This is a genomic window from Epibacterium sp. ABV4_022, from assembly GCF_056159345.1.
This window is the reverse complement of the sequence record NZ_JBSWVA010000001.1, coordinates 657,717-678,161: the sequence shown is the minus strand read 5'-3', so window position 1 is coordinate 678,161 and position 20,445 is coordinate 657,717. Positions and strand designations below refer to the sequence as shown.

Sequence of the window (20,445 nt, the reverse complement as noted above, 5' to 3'; positions counted from 1 at the left end):
GCCGGGGCAGGCCGGGGCAGGCCGGGGCGGTTCAGGTCAGTTCGGTCGCCACGCACCACCACTCGGGATGTTCTGCGCCGATTTCATAGGCGGCGAAATGCGCGGCCTTCATGCTGGGATAAAGCGCAAAACAGGTCGACCCCGACCCCGACATCCGCGCCATCAGCGCATCGCGGGTGCCGCGCAGATCGCTCAATACCCGGTCGATCTGCGGCGCGACCTGGATCGCCGCCGGCTCCAGATCGTTGCGCTGCGCCTCCAGCCAGGCGGCGCAGTCTCCGATGCCGTCAAACAGCGGCACCTCTGCGGGCATCGGGGGATTGTCGCGTGACGCAAGCGCCGAGAACACGGCCCCCGTGGGCACTTCGACGCCGGGATTGACCAGCAACGCCGGGAGATGTGGCAAGGCGACGGCCGTGATCTCCTCTCCGATGCCCTGCATCCGCGCAGCCGCAGCGGCCATGCAGACCGGAACATCCGCCCCAAGCGAGAGCGGCAGAGCGTCCGGAAACGTCCCCCCCTGCCCTTTCACGGCGTTCAACAGGGCCGCCGCATCCGAAGACCCGCCTCCGATGCCAGCCCCATGCGGCAGGGATTTCTCCAGCGCGATCCGACCGGTCCACCCGGCGCCCTCTGCCGCGCGCCACACGAGGTTGCGCGCATCCTCGGGCACGCCGGGGGCAAACAGCCCCGACACCGCCAGCGACAGCTCTGGTCCGGGGGACAGACGCAGCCGGTCCCCCACGTCCGCAAACGCCACCAGACTGTCGAGCAGATGATAGCCATCGCCGCGATGGCCGGTGACATGCAGGGTGAGGTTGACCTTGGCCGGGGCAAAGACCTCAGCTGTCGTCATTGGCCACCTGCAAGGGGGCCGCGCCTTCTTCGGCCAGGACCACATCCAGGCCAACTTCCAGCTTGCGGCGGATACGCTCCGGGTCGGCTTCGGCGTTGGTGTCTTCGGGGTCGACAAAGGACAGGGCGCGCTTCCACTGGAATTCGGCCTCCAGCTTGCGGCCCACGGCCCAGTAGACATCCCCAAGATGATCGTTGACCACCGGATCCACCGGCATCAGCTCCACCGCGCGTTCCATATGCCCGACAGCCGCCGCGTAATCTCCGAGCCGGTAGAGCACCCAGCCGAGACTGTCGACGATATAGCCGCTGTCGGGCCGCGCAGCGACCGCGCGTTCGATCATCGCCAGCGCCTCGTCCAGCTTTTCCTGACGCTCCACCAGCGAATATCCGAGGTAGTTCAGCACCTGCGGCTGGTCCGGGTCGATCTCCAGCGCGGCACGGAAATCGGCCTCCGCCGCGTCCCATTCCTGCAACCGCTCGTGACAGATGCCGCGCGCATAGAGCAGGAACCAGCGATTGGGAGCGTCCTCCTCGCTGAGGTCGAGGGCGCGATTATAGGCCGCCACAGCGCCGGCATAGTCCTCCTGCTGGCGCATCAGATCGCCCAGGTCGATGTGCACGGCGATGTGCTGGGGGAAATCGCGTACCAGCTGTTCCAGCACCTCCTGTGCCGCCTGCGGATTGGCCGACCGGCGCAAGGCCTCGGCGCGGCCCAGTTCGGCGGCGTGGAAATCGGAGTGATCGCGCGGCACTTTCTTGTAGGTGGCGATCGACAGCTCGTAGCGGCCCATCTGATCCAGCAGACCGGCGCTGAGCAGGATCGCATCCACATGCGCGGGGCTGAGGGTCGCGGCCATGCGCGCATACATCAGCACATAGTCGCTCGCGGCCTCGCCCGACAGCGCCTGCCCGAGGCTGAAGAACACCTCGGCCATGCCATCGCGGGGCGTTGGCGCGATCGAGAACGCCAGCGTTTCACCGGTGGCGAGACGGTCTGCCAGATCCGTCAGCGCGGGGTCAAACCCGGCGCCGAAACTGTCCACCAGCACCTCGAGCGCCTGCTCATTGCGGCCAAGCTGCGACAGGATCTGCACCCGGGCAATGGCAGCGCGGCGGGAGGAGCGGCCCAATTGGCCCTCATTCGCGGCCAGCAGCTCCTCGGCGCCCTCGTAATCGCCGACAGAGGCCAGCGCCAGCGCCTTGTGATAGAGCGCAAAGAAGCGCAGCCCGTCCTGTCCGGCCACCGCATCGAACTGGGTCAGCGCCTCTGACACCGCGCCGTTGCCCATATGGGCCCATGCGTCCAGCAGGCCGTCGACCAGCGGGCTGATTTCGAACTGCTGTGCGTCGCGCGCCAGCAATCCGGCGTAGTCTTCCTCAAGCGCGAGGTTGCCGGCCATGACGATATTGGCGACCTGGCTGCGCACGCCGGCCTCCCACATCCGCTGCGCCACCGGCAGGGCGGATTTCACGTTGCCCAGCGCCAGCTGCGCGTAGACGAGGTTCTCCATCAGGGTGACGTTCTGCGGGTCGCGCACCAGCGCGCGGGTGTAATATTTGGCCGAGGCGGCAAAATCGCTGTCGTAGGTCGCGGCCCGCCCGGCCAGGTATGCCCCGGCCAGCCCGTCCGCCACCGCCATCGGGCCAGTGGTCAACAAAAGCGCGGCGGCGCAGGTCAAGGAACGGAGATAGGATACGGGCACGAAGGGGCCTCCAGAGCAGGATCACAACAATCTGGATCGGAGCGTAGACGCCAACCCTGCAATGCGCAATGGGGCGCCCCGCAGGCGCCCCATCAAAGTGATCACGAATGGCATATCTGCCGGTTACATGTTCGGATAGTTGGGTCCATCCCCGCCCTGCGGCGTGGTCCAGTTGATGTTCTGGCTCGGGTCCTTGATGTCGCAGGTCTTGCAGTGGACACAGTTCTGGAAGTTGATGACGAACTCGGCCTTGCCGTCCTTTTCGACCACCTCATAGACACCCGCCGGGCAGTAGCGCTGCGCGGGTTCGTCGAACTTCGGCAGGTTGACGGAGATCGGCGTGTCCTTGTTGCCCAGCCGCAGGTGGCAGGGTTGGCTTTCCTCGTGGTTGGTCGCCGCAAAGGACACGTTGGTCAGGCGGTCAAAGGACAACACGCCATCGGGCTTGGGATAGTCGATGGGCTTGTGCTGTTCGGCCGGTTCCGTCGCCTCGGCATCGTTCTTGCCGTGGCCCAGCGTGCCAAACAGAGACAGGCCAAAGAGGTTGTTGGTCCACATGTCCAGACCACCCAGCGCCAGCGAGGCGGTGAGACCCCATTTGGACCACATCGGTTTGACGTTGCGCACCATCTTGAGATCCTTGCCGATGGCGCCATTGCGCACCTCGGCCTCATAGGCGGTCAGCTCCTGATCGGTGGTGTCGGCCTTGATCATCTCATAGGCCGCTTCGGCTGCGGCCTTGCCGGACAGCATGGCGTTGTGGTTGCCCTTGATGCGCGGCACGTTGACCATGCCCGCGGAACAGCCCAGCAGCGCGCCGCCCGGGAAGGTCAGCTTCGGCATCGACTGATAGCCGCCCTCGGTGATTGCGCGTGCGCCGTAAGCGACGCGTTTGCCGCCCTTCAGGAGCTCCGCCACCATCGGGTGATGCTTGAAGCGCTGGAACTCCATGTAGGGATAAAGATGCGGGTTCTTGTAGTTCAGATGCACCACAAAGCCCACATAGACCTGATTGTTATCAAGGTGATAGATGAAGGAGCCACCGCCGGCGTTGGAATTCAGCGGCCAGCCCATGGTGTGGGTGACGGAGCCTTCCTTGTGCTTGGCGGGGTCGATCTCCCAGATTTCCTTCATGCCGACGCCGTATTTCTGCGGCTCCTTGCCGTCAGAGAGACCGTATTTGGCGATGACTTCTTTCGACAGCGAGCCGCGCACACCCTCGGAGAGGAAGACGTATTTGCCGTGCAGCTCCATCCCCGGTTCGGTGTTGGGGCCGTAAGAGCCGTCTTCTTCGAGGCCAAAGACACCTGCGACCACGCCTTTGACCTCGCCCTTGTCGCCATAGACCAGCTCGGAGCAGGCCATGCCGGGGAAGATCTCGACGCCCAGCTCCTCGGCCTGTTCCGCCATCCAGCGGCAGACATTGCCCATGGAGACGATGTAGTTGCCGTGGTTGTTCATCAGGGGCGGCATCGGCGCGTTGGGAATGCGGATCTGGCCCGCCTCACCCAGCATGTAGAAGTTGTCGTCCTTGACCGCGACATTCAGCGGCGCGCCCTTTTCCTTCCAGTCGGGCATCAGCGCATCGAGACCGCAGGGGTCCAGAACCGCGCCGGACAGGATATGCGCGCCGACCTCGGACCCCTTCTCCAGCACCACGACGTCCAGATCGGCATCGAGTTGCTTCAGACGGATCGCGGCCGACAGACCGGCAGGACCGGCCCCGACGATCACAACGTCGTATTCCATTGCTTCGCGTTCAATCTCGGCCATTCGGCGTGCTCCTTGGCTATCGTGCGGACCTGCGCGTCTGGTCCTTGGCTGGTTGGCGCAATGTGACTGCGCTGGCGGTGTGGCGCAACATTCTTGCGCGGTTGCTTAGCGGGTGCAGCATGGAGAGGTCAATCCATACCCTACGTAGGTTCCCTGACAGACCCGGAAAATACCCCCTTGGCGCGCCGGTTTTCGTCACCCGAGACGCGAATAACGGCGTGAATCGACAGGAGTGTCAAGTTTCGGGCCGATCTCCCATCAGATATCGTGGTCCCTGGCCCTTTTGGGCGGCCCGGTCCTCTGCATTATAGAGCGCACAGGTGGGCAAAGACAGGCAGCCGCAGCCAATACAGCCATCCAGATCGTCGCGCAGTTTTTCAAGCGTTGCGATTCGCGCGTCCAGATGGCTGCGAAACCCCGCCGACAGGCGCGACCAGTCGTCCTTGGTCGGGGTGCGCTTGTTGGGCAGGCTTTGCAGCTGCTCGCGGATTTCCGGCAGGGTAAAGCCGAACTTCTGCGCGATCATGATAAAGCTCAGCCGGCGGATGTCGGCGCGGTGGAACCGGCGCTGGCCGCCCGCATTGCGCCAGGGCTCCAACAGGCCCTGCGCCTCGTAATAGCGAATGGCCGACACCGCGAGGCCGGTGCGCTCGGCCAGATATCCGATCGACAATCCATGGGATGCGGGCATGCGGTAGATCCTTCCGTAGCGGGCGGGCTGGGCATCGGGCCAATCTTGGGGCCGGGCAAAAAACGCAGGGATCGGCCAGAAACCTCTTGAGCTAAAGTTAGGTTTAGAAATTATCACGGATGGAGGCAAGACATATGGAAGGAGCCTCCGCTATGACTGCAACGCTCGAACACGCCAATATCTGCGTCAGCGATCCCGACAAGACCGCCGCATGGATGGAAAAAATCTTTGGCTGGCACATCCGCTGGCAAGGGCCGGCCCTGAATGGCGGCTATACCGTGCACGTGGGGTCCAAGGACAGCTACCTCGCGCTCTACGCGCCCGCCGAGGGTCTGGCCGACCCGGCCCCGCGCTATTCCAGCAAGGGCGCGCTCAACCATCTTGCGGTCGTGGTCGAGGATCTCGATGCCGCCGAAGCCGCGGTGAAGGCGGCCGGCTACACCCCCAAAAGCCATGCGGATTATGAACCGGGGCGCCGGTTCTATTTCCTCGACGAAGAGGGGGTGGAGTATGAGCTCGTTGAGTATGATTGACCTGCTGTTCCTGGCCGCAAACGGACCGCGCGGGTTACGGGACATCGGCCCCGCGCGGCGACATCGGGCGCGGCCCCCACGGCCTCCCAGCCTGACCGGGCCGCTGCCGCCGAGGCCCCGCTGGCTGCGTTAAACACCCGCAGCAAACAGCAAAAGCCCGCACATCCCGCGCAGCCCCCCTTGCAATTGCGTCCATGATTGGGTCAGGTATTTGCCAACACGACGGCTCGCCCCGCTGCTCCTCGCGGCGGGGCGGCGGCGTTCAAGAGACATGAAACAACAACAAAAGAACGAACCACGAAAGCGGACAAGACCATGGACAAGATCCCGATGACGCCGACGGGCTTTCAGGCGCTGGAAGCGGAACTTAAGAATCTCAAGAGCGTGGAGCGCCCGGCCATCATTCAGGCCATTGCCGAGGCCCGCGAACTGGGCGATCTGTCGGAAAACGCCGAATACCACTCCGCCCGTGAAAAGCAGTCTTTTATCGAGGGCCGCATCAAGGAGCTCGAAGGCGTGCTGTCGCTGGCCGATGTGATCGATCCGGCAAAACTGTCGGGTGCGATCAAGTTCGGCGCCAAGGTCACCGTGGTGGACGAGGACACCGACGAGGAGAAGACCTGGCAGATCGTGGGTGAGCACGAGGCCAATATCGAGGCGGGGCTGCTGAATGTGAAATCCCCCATCGCGCGCGCCTTGATCGGCAAGGAAGAAGGCGACAGTGTAGAGGTGCGCACCCCCGGCGGGGATCGTGCCTATGAGATTCTCAAGATCACCTACGCCTAGGCAAAACCAAGCACACAGAGGGACATAGCGGGCAGGACATGACCACCGATCCCAGCCAGAAGGACCAGCCCTCTGCCGCCCGGCAGGCCGGTATGGCATTGCCGGAACTGGAGAGCAGCTCCCGGACGCCGCTTGGCCTGCCCGAGCTGGCGGCGCTGGCGCTGGCGGTGCTCTGGGTGTTGGTCATCCTAGCGGTCTATGTGCTGGCGCCCGATATGGCCCTGTCGACCGAGTGGAACGCGCCCTTGGTGCGGGTGCTTGCGGTGATGATGCCGGTGCTGATGCTGCTGGTGGCCGCGATCGCGCTGCGGTCGGCCCGGATCATGCGCGAAGAGACGGATCGCCTGCATGCGGCGATCTCCAGCCTGCGCCACATGTATCTGGCCCATACCCAGGCGGCAGCCGCCGTGTCCGAGCCCTCGGTGACCAAGAAGCTGGAAGAGATCGCCGAAACCGCCCGCAAGACGGAGACGGTTCTGGCCACCTTCCAGTCCACCCGCCGCACGCCGGAACGGCTGGCGATTCCGTCCAAGGCGATGGAGGCGGTGGCTGAACAGGGATCGCTGGAGCTGGGCACCTCGGCCGAGGACATGTCGCCGCCCTTGTCCAATGAGCATTTCATCCGGGCGTTGAACTTTCCGGAGTCGGCTGAGGATGAGGATGGCTTTGTCTCTCTGCGCCTTGCGCTGAAGGACCGCCACGCGGCACAGGTGATCCGCGCCGCCCAGGATGTGCTGACCCTGCTGAGTCAGGAAGGCATCTATATGGATGACCTGCGCCCCGACCGCGCCCGCCCCGACATCTGGCGGCAGTTCGCAAATGGCGCGCGCGGACGCGCGGTCGCGGCGCTTGGCGGGGTGCGGGACCGGTCATCGCTGGCGCTGTCGTCGGCGCGGATGAAGCAGGACCCGCTGTTTCGCGACAGCGCCCACCATTTCCTGCGCCGGTTCGACCAGATGTTCACCCGGTTTGAGGCGGAGGCGACCGATACCGAAATCTCCGCCCTGAGCGACACCCGCACCGCCCGTGCGTTCATGCTGTTGGGGCGTGTGGCGGGCACCTTCGACTGATGCGCAGCGCGTTTGGGGCTGCGGGCGCATGACCCTGCGCCCGGCCCGCGCCGAGGATGCATCAAGCCTTGCGGCCCTGTCGCTGGAGGTCTGGATCGGCACGTACCTGCGCCGAGGGATCAACGCGCATTTTGCCGATTATGTGCTCTCGGAGTTTACGCCGGCCCGAATGGCGGCATTGATCCACGCGCCGGATCAAACCATCATCGTCTCGCAGAACCAGGATGGCATTGATGGCTATATCCGGGTGGCACACCGCTGCCCGGACCCGCTGGCGGGCGACCACCAAACCGAGATCGCCACGCTCTACGTGCAGCCGCGTCATCATGGCAAGGGCATTGGCCGCGCGCTCTTGTCAGCCGGCATGCGGGCCGCACAGGAGGCGGGAGCTGCCACGGTCTGGCTCACCACCAACTCTGAGAATGCGCCCGCCGTCGCCTTCTACCTCGCTCAGGGCTTTGAGCGGATCGGCATCACGCAGTTTCGCATTGAGGATCAGGCCTATCAAAACGATGTTTTTGCGCGGGCGCTGGCCCCCTGATGACATTGACCGAGGACACAAGGACGGGGAAGCTCCCGCCCGTCACAGCTGCATTATAAATGCAGCCGTTCCCGTTGGGCCCGGCGCGCCCTGCGGGCGCGGCCCGCGATTTACAGCGATAGGGGTGGTTCAGGCGCGACCCACAGCGCGCCCGCAGGGCGCGCTGCTGGGCCCAAACGGGGGTGGTGGCATCTGTGATGCCGCCGCGCTCGGCGGGAGCGCCCCCGCCCGCCCTGTCACCCCATGCCAAAGCTGGCAAAGGGGATAAATCGCACAGCATCCCCCGGCGCGATCTCGGCGGCCCCATCGGGCAGTTCCACCAGACCCTCGGCCCAACTGAGGCCCGAAATCCGGCCTGAGCCTTCGGATTTAAACACCTCCGCCCGTCCTGCCCGCATCCGCGCGCGCAGATACTCCCGCCGCCCCGGTTTCTTGCGTTTTGCAAAGGCGGCTGGCACCTCGAACCCCTGCGGCTCTGCCCAACCGGCGCCTGCCATCAGCCCCATAGCGGGGCGGGCAAACACCAATGTACAGACCAGCGCCGCCACCGGATTGCCCGGCAGGCCAAAGACCGGCGTGCCCTGCCACATCCCCAGCGCCAGCGGGCGGCCCGGTTTCAGAGCGATGCGCCATTCCTGCATCGCGCCAGCCTCGCGCAGCAGAGCCGACACATGGTCCTCATCCCCGGCCGAGGCCCCGCCACTGGTCAAGGTCACATCCGCCTGCGCGGCGGCCTGATCAAGGGCCGCGCCAAGCGCGGCGCGGTCATCCTTGATCCGCCCCATATCCACCGTCTCAAAACCAAACTGCCGCATCAGAGCCAGCAGCATCGGACGGTTGGCGTCGTATATCTGACCCAGGCTTGCTGGTTCGCCGGGGTCCACCAGTTCATCACCGGTGGAGATCACCGCCACTCGCAGAGGTTTGCGCACCAGAAGCTCGGCAAGCCCGGTGGCGGAGGCCAGCGCCAGATCCGCTGGGGTCAGCACCCGGCCTGCGGGTAGGATCACATCGCCTGCGGCCACATCCTCGCCCGCCTTACGCGTATTGGCCCCCGCTTTCAGCGGCCCGTTAAAGGCGACAGAGGCCCCATCCGTGCGCACGTCTTCCTCAAGAATCACGGTATCAACCCCCTCGGGCAGCGCCGCCCCCGTCAGGATGCGGATCGCCTGTCCCGGCGGCACGACACCGTTAAACGGCACCCCGGCAGCGGCACGCCCTGCCACCAGCGGCATCACATGCGCTCCTTCGGGACGCCCACCAGCAATGCCATAGCCATCCACCGCCGTATTGGGTTGCGGCGGATTGGAGCGCAGCGCAATTGCATCCTCGGCAAGGACACGTCCCAGCGCCTCCGACAAGGACACGGCCTCTGCCCCGGTCACCGGTCCCAGACGGCCACGCAACAGTGCCAATGCCTCGTCCACGGGCGTCCAGTTCACCCCTTGCGGCAAAGCGAAACAATCATTGCTGAGAGGCGGTGGTGTGAGGGTCATCAGTCAGGCTCCACGGCGAAAATCCAGCCCTCTTCCAATGCGATGGGGGCGGTCACGTTCAGATATCGGTTCAGGTCTGCCACAGGGCGACGGGCGAGGTCCAGCGCCACGCTATGCACCTGCCAGGCGTCCTTGATCCAGCCGTCGGGGGCCGGAGGGGTTGTTAGCGACGGCCAGATCTCCAGCAGCGCGACCGGTGCATCAAGCCGCTCGAACGGCCAGACCGCCACATGGGGCGCAAACCCTGCGCGCAGGCGGTGCAGCACCGGCAGGCCCATCATGACCTGCCCGCCAACCGCGCCCACACCCGACATCTGCCAGCAAGTGAAGCTGCCCTTGGCGCGGTGTTCCACCGCTCGACGCTCCGCAAAGGGGGTGTGATAACGCACCTTGCGACGCGGCAGGCCGGGAATGTCACGCCTCAGCCCATTGCCCCAGAACGGCCCCTGCCTCTGCGGTCCCGACCCAAGGCTCAGGTTGATTTCACCTGCCAGATCAAAGCGATTGTTCGCCTTCGGTGCATCCTCGATCCGGTCAGCGAACCACTGCCAGAGGGCCAGCGCGTCGGGTCGGCCGGTCATCTCCGCTGCAAAGCCTGCCGGGTAACCAAACGGAAAATCGAACCCAAGCGCCACCCTGCGGCCCGCTGTCAGTTCGGTGTCGATCAGATCGGCCAGCCACTCTTGCGCCAACGCGCGATTGCGCAGGTAGACAGGGGGCTCAGCCGCGCCCCCGCGCGCCACGCAGGCCCAGATGGCATCCTTGCGCGGGCGCGGTCCGGTGTCGTTGCCCCCGGACCAATCCACCATGACAAACGTGTCAAAGCCCCTCAGAGCCCCAGCTCCGCCGCGATAAAATCGGCAATAGCCGCCGTGTCATCGAGATCAAAGACAGGGCGATCAAGCTCCAGCGCCGTATCAGATGCCACCGCGCGGATGGTCGGGTCGTTTGGCGCGATCAGCGCGGTCGAGGCCTCCGCCCTGTGCACTTCGATCTTTGGATGGGTCTCGCGCTTATAGCCCTCGATCAGGATCAGGTCGACCGGCCGCATCCGGGCGAGGAGCTCCGTCAGTGAGGGTTCCTGCGCGCCGCGCAACTCCTGCATGATGGCGACGCGATTGGGCGAGGCCAGCACCACCTCTGATGCGCCCGCAACACGGTGACGGTGACTGTCCGTGCCGGGCTGGTCCACATCGGTGGCGTGATGGGCATGCTTGAGGGTCGAGACCGTAAGGCCGCGTGCGGTGAACTCCGCCACCAGTCGCTCCATCAGCCCGGTCTTGCCGTTGTTCTTCCAGCCCGTCACCCCATAGAGCTTCATTGCAGCAGACCCTCCGCCCGCGCCAGATCGTCGGGCGTGTTGACGTTGAAGAAGGGATCAAAGGGCTCCGCCTCAAACAGGGCTTCGCGTCCGTCGTGCTGGTCCGTCCACAGGACCACCTTACGCAAACCAGCCTCAAGCGCTGCTCGCAGATCATCGCGCAAGGCAACCGGCCAGAGGCCAAAGGTCGGGTGGCGGTTCACCCGCCCCTTACCGCCGGATTTCAGCACCTCATCACCGCTCTTGGGCGTGGTTGCCAGAACCAGCGGGTGGCTCTGCCCATCAGAGGCCGCGACCAGCCGCGCCACCAGATCATGCGGGAAAAACGGCGTATCAGCCGCCACCGTGACAATCGCCTCCGCGCCCTGCTCCGCCGCCCAGTCGAGCCCCGCCAGCACCCCCGCCAAAGGCCCGGCAAAGCCCTCGATCGTATCCGCGACCACTGGAAGCCCCAGCCCCGCAAACCGCGCCGCATCGCCATTGGCGTTGAGCGCCAGTCCCGCCACCTGCGGCGCCAGCCGGTCGATCACGCGGGTCAACAGGCTACGCCCGCCCAGGGACAGCAGCCCCTTGTCACCGCCGCCCATCCGGGTCGCGAGGCCACCTGCGAGGATCACGCCAAGGGGTTGGGTCATGTCACCTTCTCCGTCCAAGAGTCAGGCCGCAACACCAATGCTGCCGCCAATGTGAGGCCTAAGCTGAGCCAGAAAAATGCCCACGTGAAAAATAGCCCCATCAACACCACCACGAGCGCCTGAGTCAAATTGACCGAAAGAGCGAAGCTCCGATAGGACCGCAGGGCCGACAACGCCTCTCGCGAGTGCACGAGCTGTGGCGGAGGCCCCCAAAGCGTAAGCCGCCAAATCAATCTGCGATGCGAGTACTCTTGGCGAACACCCAGTGTCGGCACAATCGGGTTTTCACGTCGCCACCCCAGTGCGGCGCGGTGCTGCCAAGGGGTCGTCTCCATTGCGCTAAAATACCGCCCTAAAGCCGAATTCGTTTTCCAGAAGAACGCAAGCGCAGAGAACCCGGCCAGTATCCACGCCATAAAACCAAAAACGACCCATATCCCAAAATCACGTTCCATGGCTCACTTCCATCCACTCGCGGCGCACCCAGAGCGGCACAACCGCGACGCGCGCCGAGGGGCCTCGATGGCCCTGAGGCGCGCTGCCCCCCCCCCGGCGCGCTCAATCCGCACTCTTGCGGCGGTGTTTCTTGTCTTCTTCCGGCATGGCGCTTGGGTCCACGTCGCGCAACAGACGCTCTTCGCCCGCCAGACAAACAAACCGCTGCCCGCGCATCCGGCCAATCAGGGTCAGCCCCACCTGCCGCGCAATTTCCACGCCCCATGCGGTAAAGCCAGAGCGCGAGGCCAGCACCGGGATGCCCATCATCGCGGTCTTGATCACCATCTCCGAGGTCAGCCGCCCAGTGGTATAGAGGATCTTGTCCGACGCCTCCGCCCGCTCCGACAGCATCCAGCCGGCGATCTTGTCCACCGCATTGTGGCGGCCCACGTCCTCCATGTAGACCAGCGGGTGGTCCTGATGACACAGCACCGTGCCATGAATCGCCCCCGCCTCCAGATAAAGCGAGGGCGTGCGGTTGATCTCATGCGCCAACGTATAGAGCCAAGAGGTCTTCACCGGTGTTGCAGGCAGGGTCACGCCCTCCAGCCCCGCCATCATATCGCCGAAGACCGTGCCCACCGCGCAGCCCGAGGTGCGGGTCTTTTTCTGGAGCTTTTCTTCATGCGAGGTCTCGACCTCGGTGCGCACCACAACCGTCTCGACTTCTTCGTCGTAGTCGACGCGGGTCACGACATCATCTGCGCTCAGCATGCCCTGGTTTTTCAAAAAGCCCAGCGCCAGATACTCCGGGTAGTCGCCAATGGTCATGGCGGTGACGATTTCCTGCCGGTTCAGATAGATCGTCAGCGGGCGTTCCTCGACCACCGAAATCTCGGCCTCCTGGCCAAGGTGATCAACGCCGGTGACCTTGCGCGTCAGACGCGGGTTGCCGGGGTCCGGTGCAATACGGTATTCCGTTGCCACGTTAAGTTTTGCCAATTGCCAAGCGCCTCCAACCCGCGTAGCCATGTGAGGCATAACCTAAGGCCCCGTCATGCCAATCTCCACCGTGAAATCCGCCTTTTGGAAAGGCATGCGCGACAGCGCCCCCTTTGTCCTGGTCTCTGGCCCCTTTGGCCTGCTGTTCGGCGTGCTGGCCGCCGAAGCCGGGCTGAACGTCATCGAGGCGTTTTCCTTTTCGCTTGCGGTGTTTGCCGGCTCTGCCCAGTTCACCGCGCTCCAGTTGATGCAGGAACAAAGCCCGACGTTGATCGTGCTGATCTCCGCCCTCGCCGTGAACCTTCGGGTGGCGATGTATTCGGCCTCGCTCACGCCCTACCTCGGCGATGCGCCGCTCTGGCAGCGGGCCTGTGCGGCCTATGTCACCGTGGATCAATCCTATGCCCTGTCGATGATCGAATTCGAACGCCGCGCCGACTGGGGCACGTCGGAACGGATGGCCTATTTCTTTGGCACCAACGGACTGGTGGCGCCCTTCTGGATGGTGGCGACCATCACCGGCGCGCTGGTGGGGGCATCGGTGCCCGACAGTCTCGGGCTGGATTTTGTGCTGCCGATCGCCTTTCTGGCGATGATCGGGCCAATGCTGCGCACCCCGGCGCATGTTGTGGCCTGTTTCACCGCCTGTGCCGTCGCGCTGCCGGCGGCGATGCTGCCCTACAACCTCGGTCTGATCGTGGCCGGGCTGGCCGGGATGATGGCGGGGGCGCAGGCGGAACTGTGGTTCGAACGCCGCACCGCAACCAAGACGGAGGTATAGGCATGGGTGGGCCCGAAATGAGCTTTGATCGCAGCACGCTCTGGATTGTCATTGCCGGATTGGCGGTGGGCTCTTATGCGCTGCGCTTTGCCTTTATTGGGCTCGTCGGCAATCGCGCGATGCCCGCCTGGCTGATGCGGCACCTGCGCTATACGGCGGTGGCGATCATCCCGGCGCTGGTGGCACCGCTGGTGGTCTGGCCAGCACCGACCGGGGGCACGCCGAGCTTGATCCACTTCGCAGCAGCCGCGCTCACCTTTGCAATTGCGGCGCTCACAAAGAACGTGCTTCTGGCGATGGTGTCCGGTGCCTGCAGCCTGTGGGTGCTGATGTATCTCACCGGCTGAGCCCGCCGGAGCGCTCAAGGGCCGTCTTGCAGCCTTGCAAACAGCGCCCTCTGACAGGCGCGCCTTAGGTTCTCTGGCTCAAAGGCACGGGCGCCCCATCAGCTGCCGGTATCTGCGTTCAGGCTGGCATTGCCTGCCTCCAGACCCGCAGAGAGATCCTCGCTGTCGTTTTCATAGTATTTGTCGGTCTCGACACCGGGAAACTGCGCGAATTGCTCCTGGAGCTTCACCGGATAATAGGTCACGTCGATGCGCTCGAAGCCCGGGATCTGGCGCAGGATCGACGAGGTCGCGTTGGCGCAGAACGCACCCGGGACGCGGCCATTGGTGGTGACCAGCCGATAGGCCGTCTGGGCCTGCGCGGGCGTCAGCGCGACCTCCTGTGTCACCACGTGAAAGGTCTCGCGCGCATGGGCGCTGCGGTAGGCCTGGAACACGCGCGGGGAAATGCCAAACAGCACGTCCTGACGCTCCGGCACCACATCGGCGTAGAACGATCCGGCCGGATCAAAGATCACACGTTCGGAGGCATTCACCATCAGCGCTGTGTGTCCGCCCTGGCCGGTCCGGTTGTTCACCACGGTGATCAGCGTCATCGACGGCCCGCCCGCATCCCGATACCGCACCGCTGCGATCATATCGGGATCAGCGTCCGGACGGTGGGGCGCTGCGCATCCGGCAAGTGCCGCGCAGAGCGCAAGGATCAGGATCGGCTTGCGCATCGGACGGTGCTCCTGAATGTCGCGGCGAGATGGGGGGCTGGTCGGACGAGCAGAACTCAGGTTGCGAAGATCGCCAGGAACAGGGCAAAAACAACCAGCGCGATGCAGAAACGCGTGACGAAGGTCATGAAGCCCGCGTAGGTCTGCTCTTGAACGGTGGTATCCATGGTGCCGTGCTTGTGTTCAGCCATAACTGTGAAGTCCTGTTCGCATCTTCCTGTTGCACGTGGTGATACTGGATTTCAAAACGGCTGTCACCACCCCACGCACCGGACATGTTTCAAAACCACTGCGGCAACCAACCGCAGACCTGACACCTCGTCAAAACCATAGCGGCAGGGGGGCAACTCCCGCCCCTTTATGCATGAGGCAGAGCCTCCCGCAAAAGCGTTGGGCCCGGCAGGGGCGGCGCCGAAGGCGCCGCCCCTGCCCCCCGGCGATTTGCAAAGCAAAGCGCAATCCCTCAATGACCGAATGGAACGGGCCGCCCAGATCGTCCAGCCCGGGCTCATCCCATCAGGCCTGGTCTTCCAGCTCCGCCACCAGACGAAATCCGATCCGCTTGGCTGGCTCTTCCGGTTTGGGCTTGGGCATCGCCCGCAGGATCACGTTCAGCTGGCTCACATGCTGCACCAGCTGCGTTCGGGCGCCACGCGAATCGCTGCCGTAGAAAGTCACGATGTCCGGGTCAAAATACCCCATGCCCTCGATCCGCAGCACACCGGCATCGCCACCGGCAAACCCCATCGCCACCTCATGCTCGCCATCCAGCGTCTTCTCAAAGTTCTGGATGTAGAGGATCAGCCGTTCATAGGCCCAGCGCGCCTCGCTCTTCTGCTCTGGCGCGGGCACCTTCTGCATCGGGGCCGGCACATCCTTCAACGCCGCGGGCGCATCGGGATCCGTATGCACCTCGCGATGGCAGGGCAGCGCCGCCGCCTCTGCCGCCTCGGCGCTGGTGGAAATCTTGTCATCCATTGGAAACGTCCTTGGGTCGTCGATATTTCACCCAAGGTGGCAGGCTTAGCGCCGTTGGTAAACCCAAGCCTCATCATCACGCCGTGTGCGCGAGACCTGGCCGGTGCGGTAGAGATGATTGACATGGGCCACCGCCTCGACCAGCGCGAGCCCGTATTCGCCCGGTCCAATGCTGCGCTTGAAAAGCGGAGGAAAGCACTCGGCGGCGCTTTTGGGACAGTCGAGGTGATCCAGCAACCGGTCCAGCGCGCCGTGGTGATTGTCGATCAGTTGCCGCATCCGCAGTGGCAACCGGGTAAACGGCAGCTTGTGCCCGCCCAGCGCCAGATGCTCGGGGCGCGCCAATGCCGCCAGTCGCTCGCAAGCCTCCAGCCATTCCGCCAGCGGATCGGCCTCGGGTTCGGTGGCATAGACGCCGATGTTGGGGCTGATCGAGGACAGCACCTGATCGCCTGTCAGCACGAGGTTATCGTCCCGGCTCCAGAAGGTCGCGTGCTCCGGCGCGTGACCATTGCCCATATGCACGTCCCAGTCGCGTCCACCCATGCGAAACACATCGCCCTGCTGCACGCGGGTAAAGCCCAAGGGCATCGGGTAGACTGTGTCGGAGAAGTTAAAGGGCCGGTCGGCCTTGCGCGTCGCGTAGGTCTCTGGATCCATGCCGGCGCTGCGATAATAAGCCAGTGTTTCCGCAGGCCATTGCTCTTGTACATCCAGCGTCAGCATCCGGGCAAACAACCAGGCCGTGCGGGTGGTGACCAGCTCCGCGCCGTGTTCGGACTGAAACCAGCCGGCATTGCCGATATGATCGGGGTGATGATGGGTCACCACCACCCGGCGCACGGGTTTGCCGCCCAGAGGCCCCGCCATCAACTGCTCCCAGATACGGCGGGTCTTGTTTGAGGACATGCCGGTGTCCACCACCGTCCAACTGTCCCCCTCGTCGAAGGCATAGACGTTGACGTGATCGAGCTTCATCGGCAGCGGCAGGCGCATCCAGAGAACGCCCTCGGCGACCTCAATGGCGTCGCCCTGTGCGGGCGGCTCTTCCCACGGGGTGCGGGGGGCCACGTCGGCGACAGACACCATCAGTTTGCCAGTTCTTCTGCGGTGAGGGCAAAGGCCCCCGCAGCGCCTTCGCGGGCGTGGATCAGATAGGCTGCGTGCTGGGGCAGCATCCGCTTGATGTAAAACCGCGCCAGTTTTTCACGCGCACCGCCCTTGTCCGCCAAGGCCGCCGCAAGGTGATAGTGCCCGCCCAAAACACGGGCGAAGGCCATCAGGTAGGGCACGGCCCCGGCAAAGCGGTCCTGCATATCCGCTTCGACCAGCCATTCGGTGGCCTCACGCAGGGTTTCGCAGGCCTGCCAGACCGCCTCGGCCATATTGGGATGGGTGGGGCGGGCGCGCTCGGCCTGTTCTTCGATCTCGTCGATCAGCCGATGCGCCATCTCGCCACCGTCCATCATCTTGCGCGCCACAAGGTCCATGGCCTGAATACCATTGGTGCCCTCATAGATCGCCGTGACCCGCACGTCGCGGTAGAACTGCGCTGCACCTGTTTCCTCAATGAAACCCATACCGCCATGCACCTGCACGCCTTGCTCGGACACACGGATGCCGGTCTCGGTGCCAAAGGCCTTGGCAATGGGTGTCAGGAAAGCCGCGCGGGTTTTCCATTCGGCGTCGCCTGTGGCGGTGCCCATATCGATGGCCCCCGCACAGGCCAGCATGATCGCACGCGATGCATAGACATCCGCCTTCATCTCCATCAGCATCCGGCGCACATCGGCGTGGTCCACGATGGTTCCTGTGCCACCCTCTACCGGGGTCTTGCCCTGCTTGCGATCCAGCGCATAGGCCAGCGCGTGCTGATAGGCCCCTTCGGCGGCGCCAACACCCTGACCGCCCACGCCAAGACGGGCGTTGTTCATCATCGTGAACATCGCCGCCATGCCGCCGTGTTCCTTGCCCACGAGCCAACCTGTTGCGCCGTCGTATTGCATCACGCAGGTGGGCGAGCCATGCAGGCCCATCTTGTGCTCGAGGCTCACCACCTTGAGGCTGTTGGCCTTGCCGGGGTTACCGTTCTCGTCGGGCAGGTATTTGGGCACAAGAAAGAGCGAGATGCCCTTTGTGCCGGGCACCCCATCCGGCAGCCGTGCGAGCACCAGATGGCAGACGTTTTTGGTAAAGTCATTGTCACCCCAGGAGATATAGATCTTCTGGCCGGAGACCGCATAGGTGCCATCGCCGTTGTCTTCTGCCTTTGACGACAGCGCCCCCACGTCAGACCCCGCCTGCGGCTCAGTGAGGTTCATGGTCCCCGACCATTCGCCAGAGATCAGCTTGGGCAGATAGAGATCCTTCAGCGCATCAGAGGCGTGATGCTCCAGCGCCTCAATCTGGCCTTGGCTCATGAGCGGGGCCAATTGCAGGCTGAGGCACGCGCCCGACATCATCTCATTCACCGAGGTGGTCAGCGACATCGGCAGCCCCATGCCGCCATATTCGGGGTCCGCGCTCATCCCGATCCAGCCGCCCTCGGCGATGGCCTTGTAGCCGTCACCAAACCCCGGCGAGGTGCGCAGGACGCCGTTTTCCAGCCGCGCCGGTTCCAGGTCGCCGGCGCGTTGCAGGGGCGCCATGACCGCGTCGCACATCTTGGCGGCTTCGGTCAGGATGGCGCTGGCGACATCCGCATCCGCATCGGCGAAGCGCTCGGTCGCGGTGATGCGATCAAAGCCGAGGATCTCGGACAACAGGAACTGATATTCGGAAACGGGGGCGCGATAGCTCATCTGAGGGACCTCTTCTCATCGGGGCGGCGTGGCGTGCGCCATACGGGCCGGCGCCGCTTGGCAACCGCGCCCATAGCCGTTATTTACTGTGCCTTGGCCCATGTCGTAAACTGCCCCGCACCGCACGCAATCAAAACGCGGCGTCATCGGGCAAAGTGACGGAACGGCCACTGGATGGATCTACCCCAAGAGTTGCGCCGATGACCCAAAGCCCGATCAAGACCGAAGCGCTGGATGCCGCGCCCGCCGGGATCGCCCGTGCGGCGGAATTGTTGCAGGCCGGCGCGCTGGTCGCCTTTCCGACCGAGACGGTCTACGGGCTGGGTGCGGATGCGCGCAATGGCACCGCGGTGGCCGGGATCTACGCCACCAAGGGGCGGCCGGCGTTCAACCCGCTGATCGCGCATGTGGCGGATGTGGCAGCGGCGCGCGCGCTGGTCGAGTGGAATGACATGGCCGAGGCCATGGCAGCGGCGCACTGGCCCGGCCCCCTGACGTTGGTCCTGCCGCTGCGATCCGGCCATGGCGTGTCACCGCTGGTGACGGCAGGGCTCGACACGCTGGCGGTGCGCGTGCCCGCCAAGGCCTGCGCCCGGGCGTTGCTGGCGGCGGTCGGCGGGCCTGTGGCCGCGCCCTCTGCCAACCCCTCCGGGCGGATCAGCCCGACCACCGCAGCGCATGTGGAGGCGGGGCTTGGCGGCAGCATCGCGGCGATCCTCGACGACGGCCCCTGTACGGTGGGGGTGGAATCCACGATCCTCGGACTGGCCGGCGATGTCCCCGTCCTGTTGCGCCCCGGCGGGCTGTCCGCCGAAGACATCGAGGCGACGCTCGGGCATGCGATTGCCGAACGCGACAGCAGCGACCCGCTGACCGCGCCGGGGCAACTCCTGTCCCATTACGCCCCCAAGGCCAGCGTGCGCCTGAACGCGACACGGTTTGAGCCCGGCGAACTATCGCTTGGGTTTGGGGCGGGGCAATGCGACCTCAACCTGTCGGCAACGGGCGACCTGCGCGAGGCCGCTGCCAATCTCTTTGGCCATCTGCATGCGCTGGATGCGCGGGCCAGGCCCATTGCGGTGGCGCCGATCCCCGAACAGGGGCTGGGCGTTGCCATCAATGACCGCTTGCGGCGCGCTGCCGCCCCGCGCTGACACGCGTTGGTGCAGGAACTCCGTGCGGCAAGGCCCCGCCACCACTGATCTGCCCGAGACCCTGCCCCCCCCGGTTGCGCGGTGGCGCGCCAGATGCGACCAGACCCGCGCCGCGTCAGCGGCGCCGGGCCCAACGGGAGGACGGCATTTACAATGCCGCCCGACGGGCGGGAGCGCCCCCGTCTCGCAGCCCCCGTTTCGCAGACCCTGACGGATCAGGCGTGACCGGCATCCATCGACAGGTTCAACGGCGTCACACCGATGCTGGCCAGCGCGGCCTCCCATTTTTCATCCGCCGTATCGGTAAAGATCATCTCCGGCTCGGCCTCCGCCGTGAGCCAACCGTTCTGAGCGATTTCATCCTCCAGCTGCCCTGGCCCCCATCCGGCATAGCCCAGCATCACCAGAAACTGCTCCGGCCCGCGCCCTTCGGCGATTTCTTCCAGCACGTCCAGCGTGGCCGTCATCGAAAACCCGGGCTTCACCGGCAGCGAGTTCACGGTCGAGATATATTCATCCGAATGCAGGACAAATCCGCGCTGGGTCTCCACCGGCCCGCCAAAATAGACCGGCGCGCGCCCGGGCGTCGGTTTGGTCTCGATCTCCAGCTGGTCGAACAGCGTCCTGAGTTCCACGCCGGGGGCGAGCTTGTTGATAATCAGCCCCATCGCCCCTTCATCCCCGTGCGAACACAGAAACACCACCGAGTTGTCAAATCGGGGATCCCCGATTCCCGGCATGGCGATCAGCAACTTACCTGTCAGTTCCATGTGACTGCCTCTGTTGCGGCGCGTGGCCTTTGGACCCAGCATGAC

Annotated in this window: 23 protein-coding genes; 7 read left to right on the top strand and 16 right to left on the bottom strand. The window is 64.7% G+C overall.

Going from position 1 to position 20,445, the window contains the following annotated elements; all coding sequences use genetic code 11:
* Positions 1 to 31: 31 nt before the first annotated feature.
* The 4 genes from ACXAF5_RS03235 to soxR form a co-directional block, all read right to left on the bottom strand.
* Positions 32 to 856 carry a 4-(cytidine 5'-diphospho)-2-C-methyl-D-erythritol kinase gene (locus ACXAF5_RS03235; protein ID WP_474945518.1) on the bottom strand — a complete coding sequence of 275 codons (825 nt, stop codon included), beginning with the start codon at positions 854 to 856 and terminating at the stop codon, positions 32 to 34.
* Positions 843 to 2,561: a tetratricopeptide repeat protein gene (locus tag ACXAF5_RS03230; RefSeq protein WP_474945517.1), complete on the bottom strand. Its 1,719-nt coding sequence runs from the start codon at positions 2,559 to 2,561 to the stop codon at positions 843 to 845. The genes ACXAF5_RS03235 and ACXAF5_RS03230 overlap by 14 nt, the downstream gene beginning before the upstream one ends.
* A 123-nt stretch (positions 2,562 to 2,684) precedes the next feature.
* A complete protein-coding gene (locus ACXAF5_RS03225) occupies positions 2,685 to 4,334 on the bottom strand; it encodes an electron transfer flavoprotein-ubiquinone oxidoreductase (protein ID WP_239318723.1) in 1,650 nt (549 codons plus the stop codon).
* 235 nt (positions 4,335 to 4,569) lie between these two features.
* Entirely contained in the window at positions 4,570 to 5,025 is a 456-nt protein-coding gene (gene soxR, locus ACXAF5_RS03220; protein ID WP_474945516.1) for a redox-sensitive transcriptional activator SoxR, read from the bottom strand.
* A 152-nt stretch (positions 5,026 to 5,177) separates the two neighbouring features.
* Between soxR and ACXAF5_RS03215 the strand changes: the two genes are divergently transcribed.
* From ACXAF5_RS03215 to ACXAF5_RS03200, 4 genes are all read left to right on the top strand, one after another.
* Positions 5,178 to 5,558 carry a VOC family protein gene (locus ACXAF5_RS03215; RefSeq protein WP_474945515.1) on the top strand — a complete coding sequence of 127 codons (381 nt, stop codon included), beginning with the start codon at positions 5,178 to 5,180 and terminating at the stop codon, positions 5,556 to 5,558.
* Positions 5,559 to 5,873: 315 nt separating this feature from the next.
* A complete protein-coding gene (gene greA, locus ACXAF5_RS03210; protein WP_239318717.1) occupies positions 5,874 to 6,344 on the top strand; it encodes a transcription elongation factor GreA in 471 nt (156 codons plus the stop codon).
* Between the two features lie 38 nt (positions 6,345 to 6,382).
* Entirely contained in the window at positions 6,383 to 7,414 is a 1,032-nt protein-coding gene (locus tag ACXAF5_RS03205) for a hypothetical protein (RefSeq protein WP_239318716.1), read from the top strand.
* Between the two features lie 28 nt (positions 7,415 to 7,442).
* On the top strand, positions 7,443 to 7,955 hold the full coding sequence (locus ACXAF5_RS03200; RefSeq protein WP_474945514.1) for an N-acetyltransferase family protein: 513 nt from the start codon (positions 7,443 to 7,445) through the stop codon (positions 7,953 to 7,955).
* A 236-nt stretch (positions 7,956 to 8,191) separates the two neighbouring features.
* Here the strand turns inward: ACXAF5_RS03200 and ACXAF5_RS03195 are convergent, their stop codons facing one another.
* From ACXAF5_RS03195 to ACXAF5_RS03170, 6 genes are all read right to left on the bottom strand, one after another.
* Entirely contained in the window at positions 8,192 to 9,451 is a 1,260-nt protein-coding gene (locus ACXAF5_RS03195) for a molybdopterin-binding protein (protein WP_474945513.1), read from the bottom strand.
* Complete coding sequence (locus ACXAF5_RS03190; protein WP_474945512.1) at positions 9,451 to 10,260, bottom strand: molybdopterin guanine dinucleotide synthesis; 810 nt, start codon at positions 10,258 to 10,260, stop codon at positions 9,451 to 9,453. Before ACXAF5_RS03190 ends, ACXAF5_RS03195 begins: the two co-directional genes overlap by 1 nt.
* Positions 10,261 to 10,280: 20 nt before the next feature.
* Positions 10,281 to 10,772 carry a molybdopterin-guanine dinucleotide biosynthesis protein B gene (mobB, locus tag ACXAF5_RS03185; RefSeq protein ID WP_474945511.1) on the bottom strand — a complete coding sequence of 164 codons (492 nt, stop codon included), beginning with the start codon at positions 10,770 to 10,772 and terminating at the stop codon, positions 10,281 to 10,283.
* The gene (gene mobA / locus ACXAF5_RS03180; protein ID WP_474945510.1) at positions 10,769 to 11,407 is read right to left on the bottom strand and encodes a molybdenum cofactor guanylyltransferase MobA; all 639 of its coding nucleotides are present in this window, start codon (positions 11,405 to 11,407) and stop codon (positions 10,769 to 10,771) included. Before mobA ends, mobB begins: the two co-directional genes overlap by 4 nt.
* Positions 11,404 to 11,862 carry a hypothetical protein gene (locus tag ACXAF5_RS03175; protein ID WP_474945509.1) on the bottom strand — a complete coding sequence of 153 codons (459 nt, stop codon included), beginning with the start codon at positions 11,860 to 11,862 and terminating at the stop codon, positions 11,404 to 11,406. The genes mobA and ACXAF5_RS03175 overlap by 4 nt, the downstream gene beginning before the upstream one ends.
* Positions 11,863 to 11,965: 103 nt before the next feature.
* Complete coding sequence (locus ACXAF5_RS03170) at positions 11,966 to 12,847, bottom strand: formate dehydrogenase accessory sulfurtransferase FdhD (protein WP_474945508.1); 882 nt, start codon at positions 12,845 to 12,847, stop codon at positions 11,966 to 11,968.
* Positions 12,848 to 12,902: 55 nt separating this feature from the next.
* Between ACXAF5_RS03170 and ACXAF5_RS03165 the strand changes: the two genes are divergently transcribed.
* Entirely contained in the window at positions 12,903 to 13,628 is a 726-nt protein-coding gene (locus ACXAF5_RS03165; RefSeq protein WP_239318708.1) for an AzlC family ABC transporter permease, read from the top strand.
* Between the two features lie 2 nt (positions 13,629 to 13,630).
* Positions 13,631 to 13,975: an AzlD domain-containing protein gene (locus ACXAF5_RS03160; protein ID WP_239360527.1), complete on the top strand. Its 345-nt coding sequence runs from the start codon at positions 13,631 to 13,633 to the stop codon at positions 13,973 to 13,975.
* Between the two features lie 98 nt (positions 13,976 to 14,073).
* On the opposite strand, the gene ACXAF5_RS03155 is transcribed toward ACXAF5_RS03160, so the two are convergent.
* From ACXAF5_RS03155 to ACXAF5_RS03135, 5 genes are all read right to left on the bottom strand, one after another.
* Complete coding sequence (locus ACXAF5_RS03155) at positions 14,074 to 14,697, bottom strand: hypothetical protein (RefSeq protein ID WP_474945507.1); 624 nt, start codon at positions 14,695 to 14,697, stop codon at positions 14,074 to 14,076.
* A 56-nt stretch (positions 14,698 to 14,753) separates the two neighbouring features.
* On the bottom strand, positions 14,754 to 14,888 hold the full coding sequence (locus tag ACXAF5_RS03150; RefSeq protein WP_239318702.1) for an aa3-type cytochrome c oxidase subunit IV: 135 nt from the start codon (positions 14,886 to 14,888) through the stop codon (positions 14,754 to 14,756).
* 325 nt (positions 14,889 to 15,213) lie between these two features.
* Entirely contained in the window at positions 15,214 to 15,675 is a 462-nt protein-coding gene (locus tag ACXAF5_RS03145) for a DUF6173 family protein (protein WP_474945506.1), read from the bottom strand.
* A gap of 45 nt (positions 15,676 to 15,720) precedes the next feature.
* Positions 15,721 to 16,764, bottom strand: coding sequence for an MBL fold metallo-hydrolase (locus tag ACXAF5_RS03140; RefSeq protein WP_474945505.1), 1,044 nt, complete (start codon positions 16,762 to 16,764; stop codon positions 15,721 to 15,723).
* Positions 16,764 to 18,476 (bottom strand): acyl-CoA dehydrogenase, encoded by a 1,713-nt coding sequence (locus ACXAF5_RS03135; protein WP_474945504.1) that lies wholly within the window; start codon positions 18,474 to 18,476, stop codon positions 16,764 to 16,766. Before ACXAF5_RS03135 ends, ACXAF5_RS03140 begins: the two co-directional genes overlap by 1 nt.
* A 200-nt stretch (positions 18,477 to 18,676) precedes the next feature.
* On the opposite strand from ACXAF5_RS03135, the gene ACXAF5_RS03130 reads away from it, so the two are divergent.
* A complete protein-coding gene (locus tag ACXAF5_RS03130; RefSeq protein WP_474945503.1) occupies positions 18,677 to 19,630 on the top strand; it encodes an L-threonylcarbamoyladenylate synthase in 954 nt (317 codons plus the stop codon).
* Between the two features lie 215 nt (positions 19,631 to 19,845).
* On the opposite strand, the gene ACXAF5_RS03125 is transcribed toward ACXAF5_RS03130, so the two are convergent.
* Entirely contained in the window at positions 19,846 to 20,400 is a 555-nt protein-coding gene (locus ACXAF5_RS03125; protein WP_239360540.1) for a YqgE/AlgH family protein, read from the bottom strand.
* Positions 20,401 to 20,445: the final 45 nt, after the last annotated feature.

Excerpts from the sequence above, each read along its gene's own strand:
- ACXAF5_RS03235 (WP_474945518.1), bottom strand. The coding sequence starts at position 856 with ATGACGACAGCTGAGGTCTTTGCCCCGGCCAAGGTCAACCTCACCCTG.
- ACXAF5_RS03225 (WP_239318723.1), bottom strand. The coding sequence starts at position 4,334 with ATGGCCGAGATTGAACGCGAAGCAATGGAATACGACGTTGTGATCGTC.
- soxR (WP_474945516.1), bottom strand. The coding sequence starts at position 5,025 with ATGCCCGCATCCCATGGATTGTCGATCGGATATCTGGCCGAGCGCACC.
- ACXAF5_RS03215 (WP_474945515.1), top strand. The coding sequence starts at position 5,178 with ATGACTGCAACGCTCGAACACGCCAATATCTGCGTCAGCGATCCCGAC.
- greA (WP_239318717.1), top strand. The coding sequence starts at position 5,874 with ATGGACAAGATCCCGATGACGCCGACGGGCTTTCAGGCGCTGGAAGCG.
- ACXAF5_RS03205 (WP_239318716.1), top strand. The coding sequence starts at position 6,383 with ATGACCACCGATCCCAGCCAGAAGGACCAGCCCTCTGCCGCCCGGCAG.
- ACXAF5_RS03200 (WP_474945514.1), top strand. The coding sequence starts at position 7,443 with ATGACCCTGCGCCCGGCCCGCGCCGAGGATGCATCAAGCCTTGCGGCC.
- ACXAF5_RS03195 (WP_474945513.1), bottom strand. The coding sequence starts at position 9,451 with ATGACCCTCACACCACCGCCTCTCAGCAATGATTGTTTCGCTTTGCCG.
- ACXAF5_RS03190 (WP_474945512.1), bottom strand. The coding sequence starts at position 10,260 with ATGGTGGATTGGTCCGGGGGCAACGACACCGGACCGCGCCCGCGCAAG.
- mobB (WP_474945511.1), bottom strand. The coding sequence starts at position 10,772 with ATGAAGCTCTATGGGGTGACGGGCTGGAAGAACAACGGCAAGACCGGG.
- mobA (WP_474945510.1), bottom strand. The coding sequence starts at position 11,407 with ATGACCCAACCCCTTGGCGTGATCCTCGCAGGTGGCCTCGCGACCCGG.
- ACXAF5_RS03175 (WP_474945509.1), bottom strand. The coding sequence starts at position 11,862 with ATGGAACGTGATTTTGGGATATGGGTCGTTTTTGGTTTTATGGCGTGG.
- ACXAF5_RS03165 (WP_239318708.1), top strand. The coding sequence starts at position 12,903 with ATGCCAATCTCCACCGTGAAATCCGCCTTTTGGAAAGGCATGCGCGAC.
- ACXAF5_RS03160 (WP_239360527.1), top strand. The coding sequence starts at position 13,631 with ATGGGTGGGCCCGAAATGAGCTTTGATCGCAGCACGCTCTGGATTGTC.
- ACXAF5_RS03155 (WP_474945507.1), bottom strand. The coding sequence starts at position 14,697 with ATGCGCAAGCCGATCCTGATCCTTGCGCTCTGCGCGGCACTTGCCGGA.
- ACXAF5_RS03150 (WP_239318702.1), bottom strand. The coding sequence starts at position 14,888 with ATGGCTGAACACAAGCACGGCACCATGGATACCACCGTTCAAGAGCAG.
- ACXAF5_RS03145 (WP_474945506.1), bottom strand. The coding sequence starts at position 15,675 with ATGGATGACAAGATTTCCACCAGCGCCGAGGCGGCAGAGGCGGCGGCG.
- ACXAF5_RS03140 (WP_474945505.1), bottom strand. The coding sequence starts at position 16,764 with ATGGTGTCTGTCGCCGACGTGGCCCCCCGCACCCCGTGGGAAGAGCCG.
- ACXAF5_RS03135 (WP_474945504.1), bottom strand. The coding sequence starts at position 18,476 with ATGAGCTATCGCGCCCCCGTTTCCGAATATCAGTTCCTGTTGTCCGAG.
- ACXAF5_RS03130 (WP_474945503.1), top strand. The coding sequence starts at position 18,677 with ATGACCCAAAGCCCGATCAAGACCGAAGCGCTGGATGCCGCGCCCGCC.
- ACXAF5_RS03125 (WP_239360540.1), bottom strand. The coding sequence starts at position 20,400 with ATGGAACTGACAGGTAAGTTGCTGATCGCCATGCCGGGAATCGGGGAT.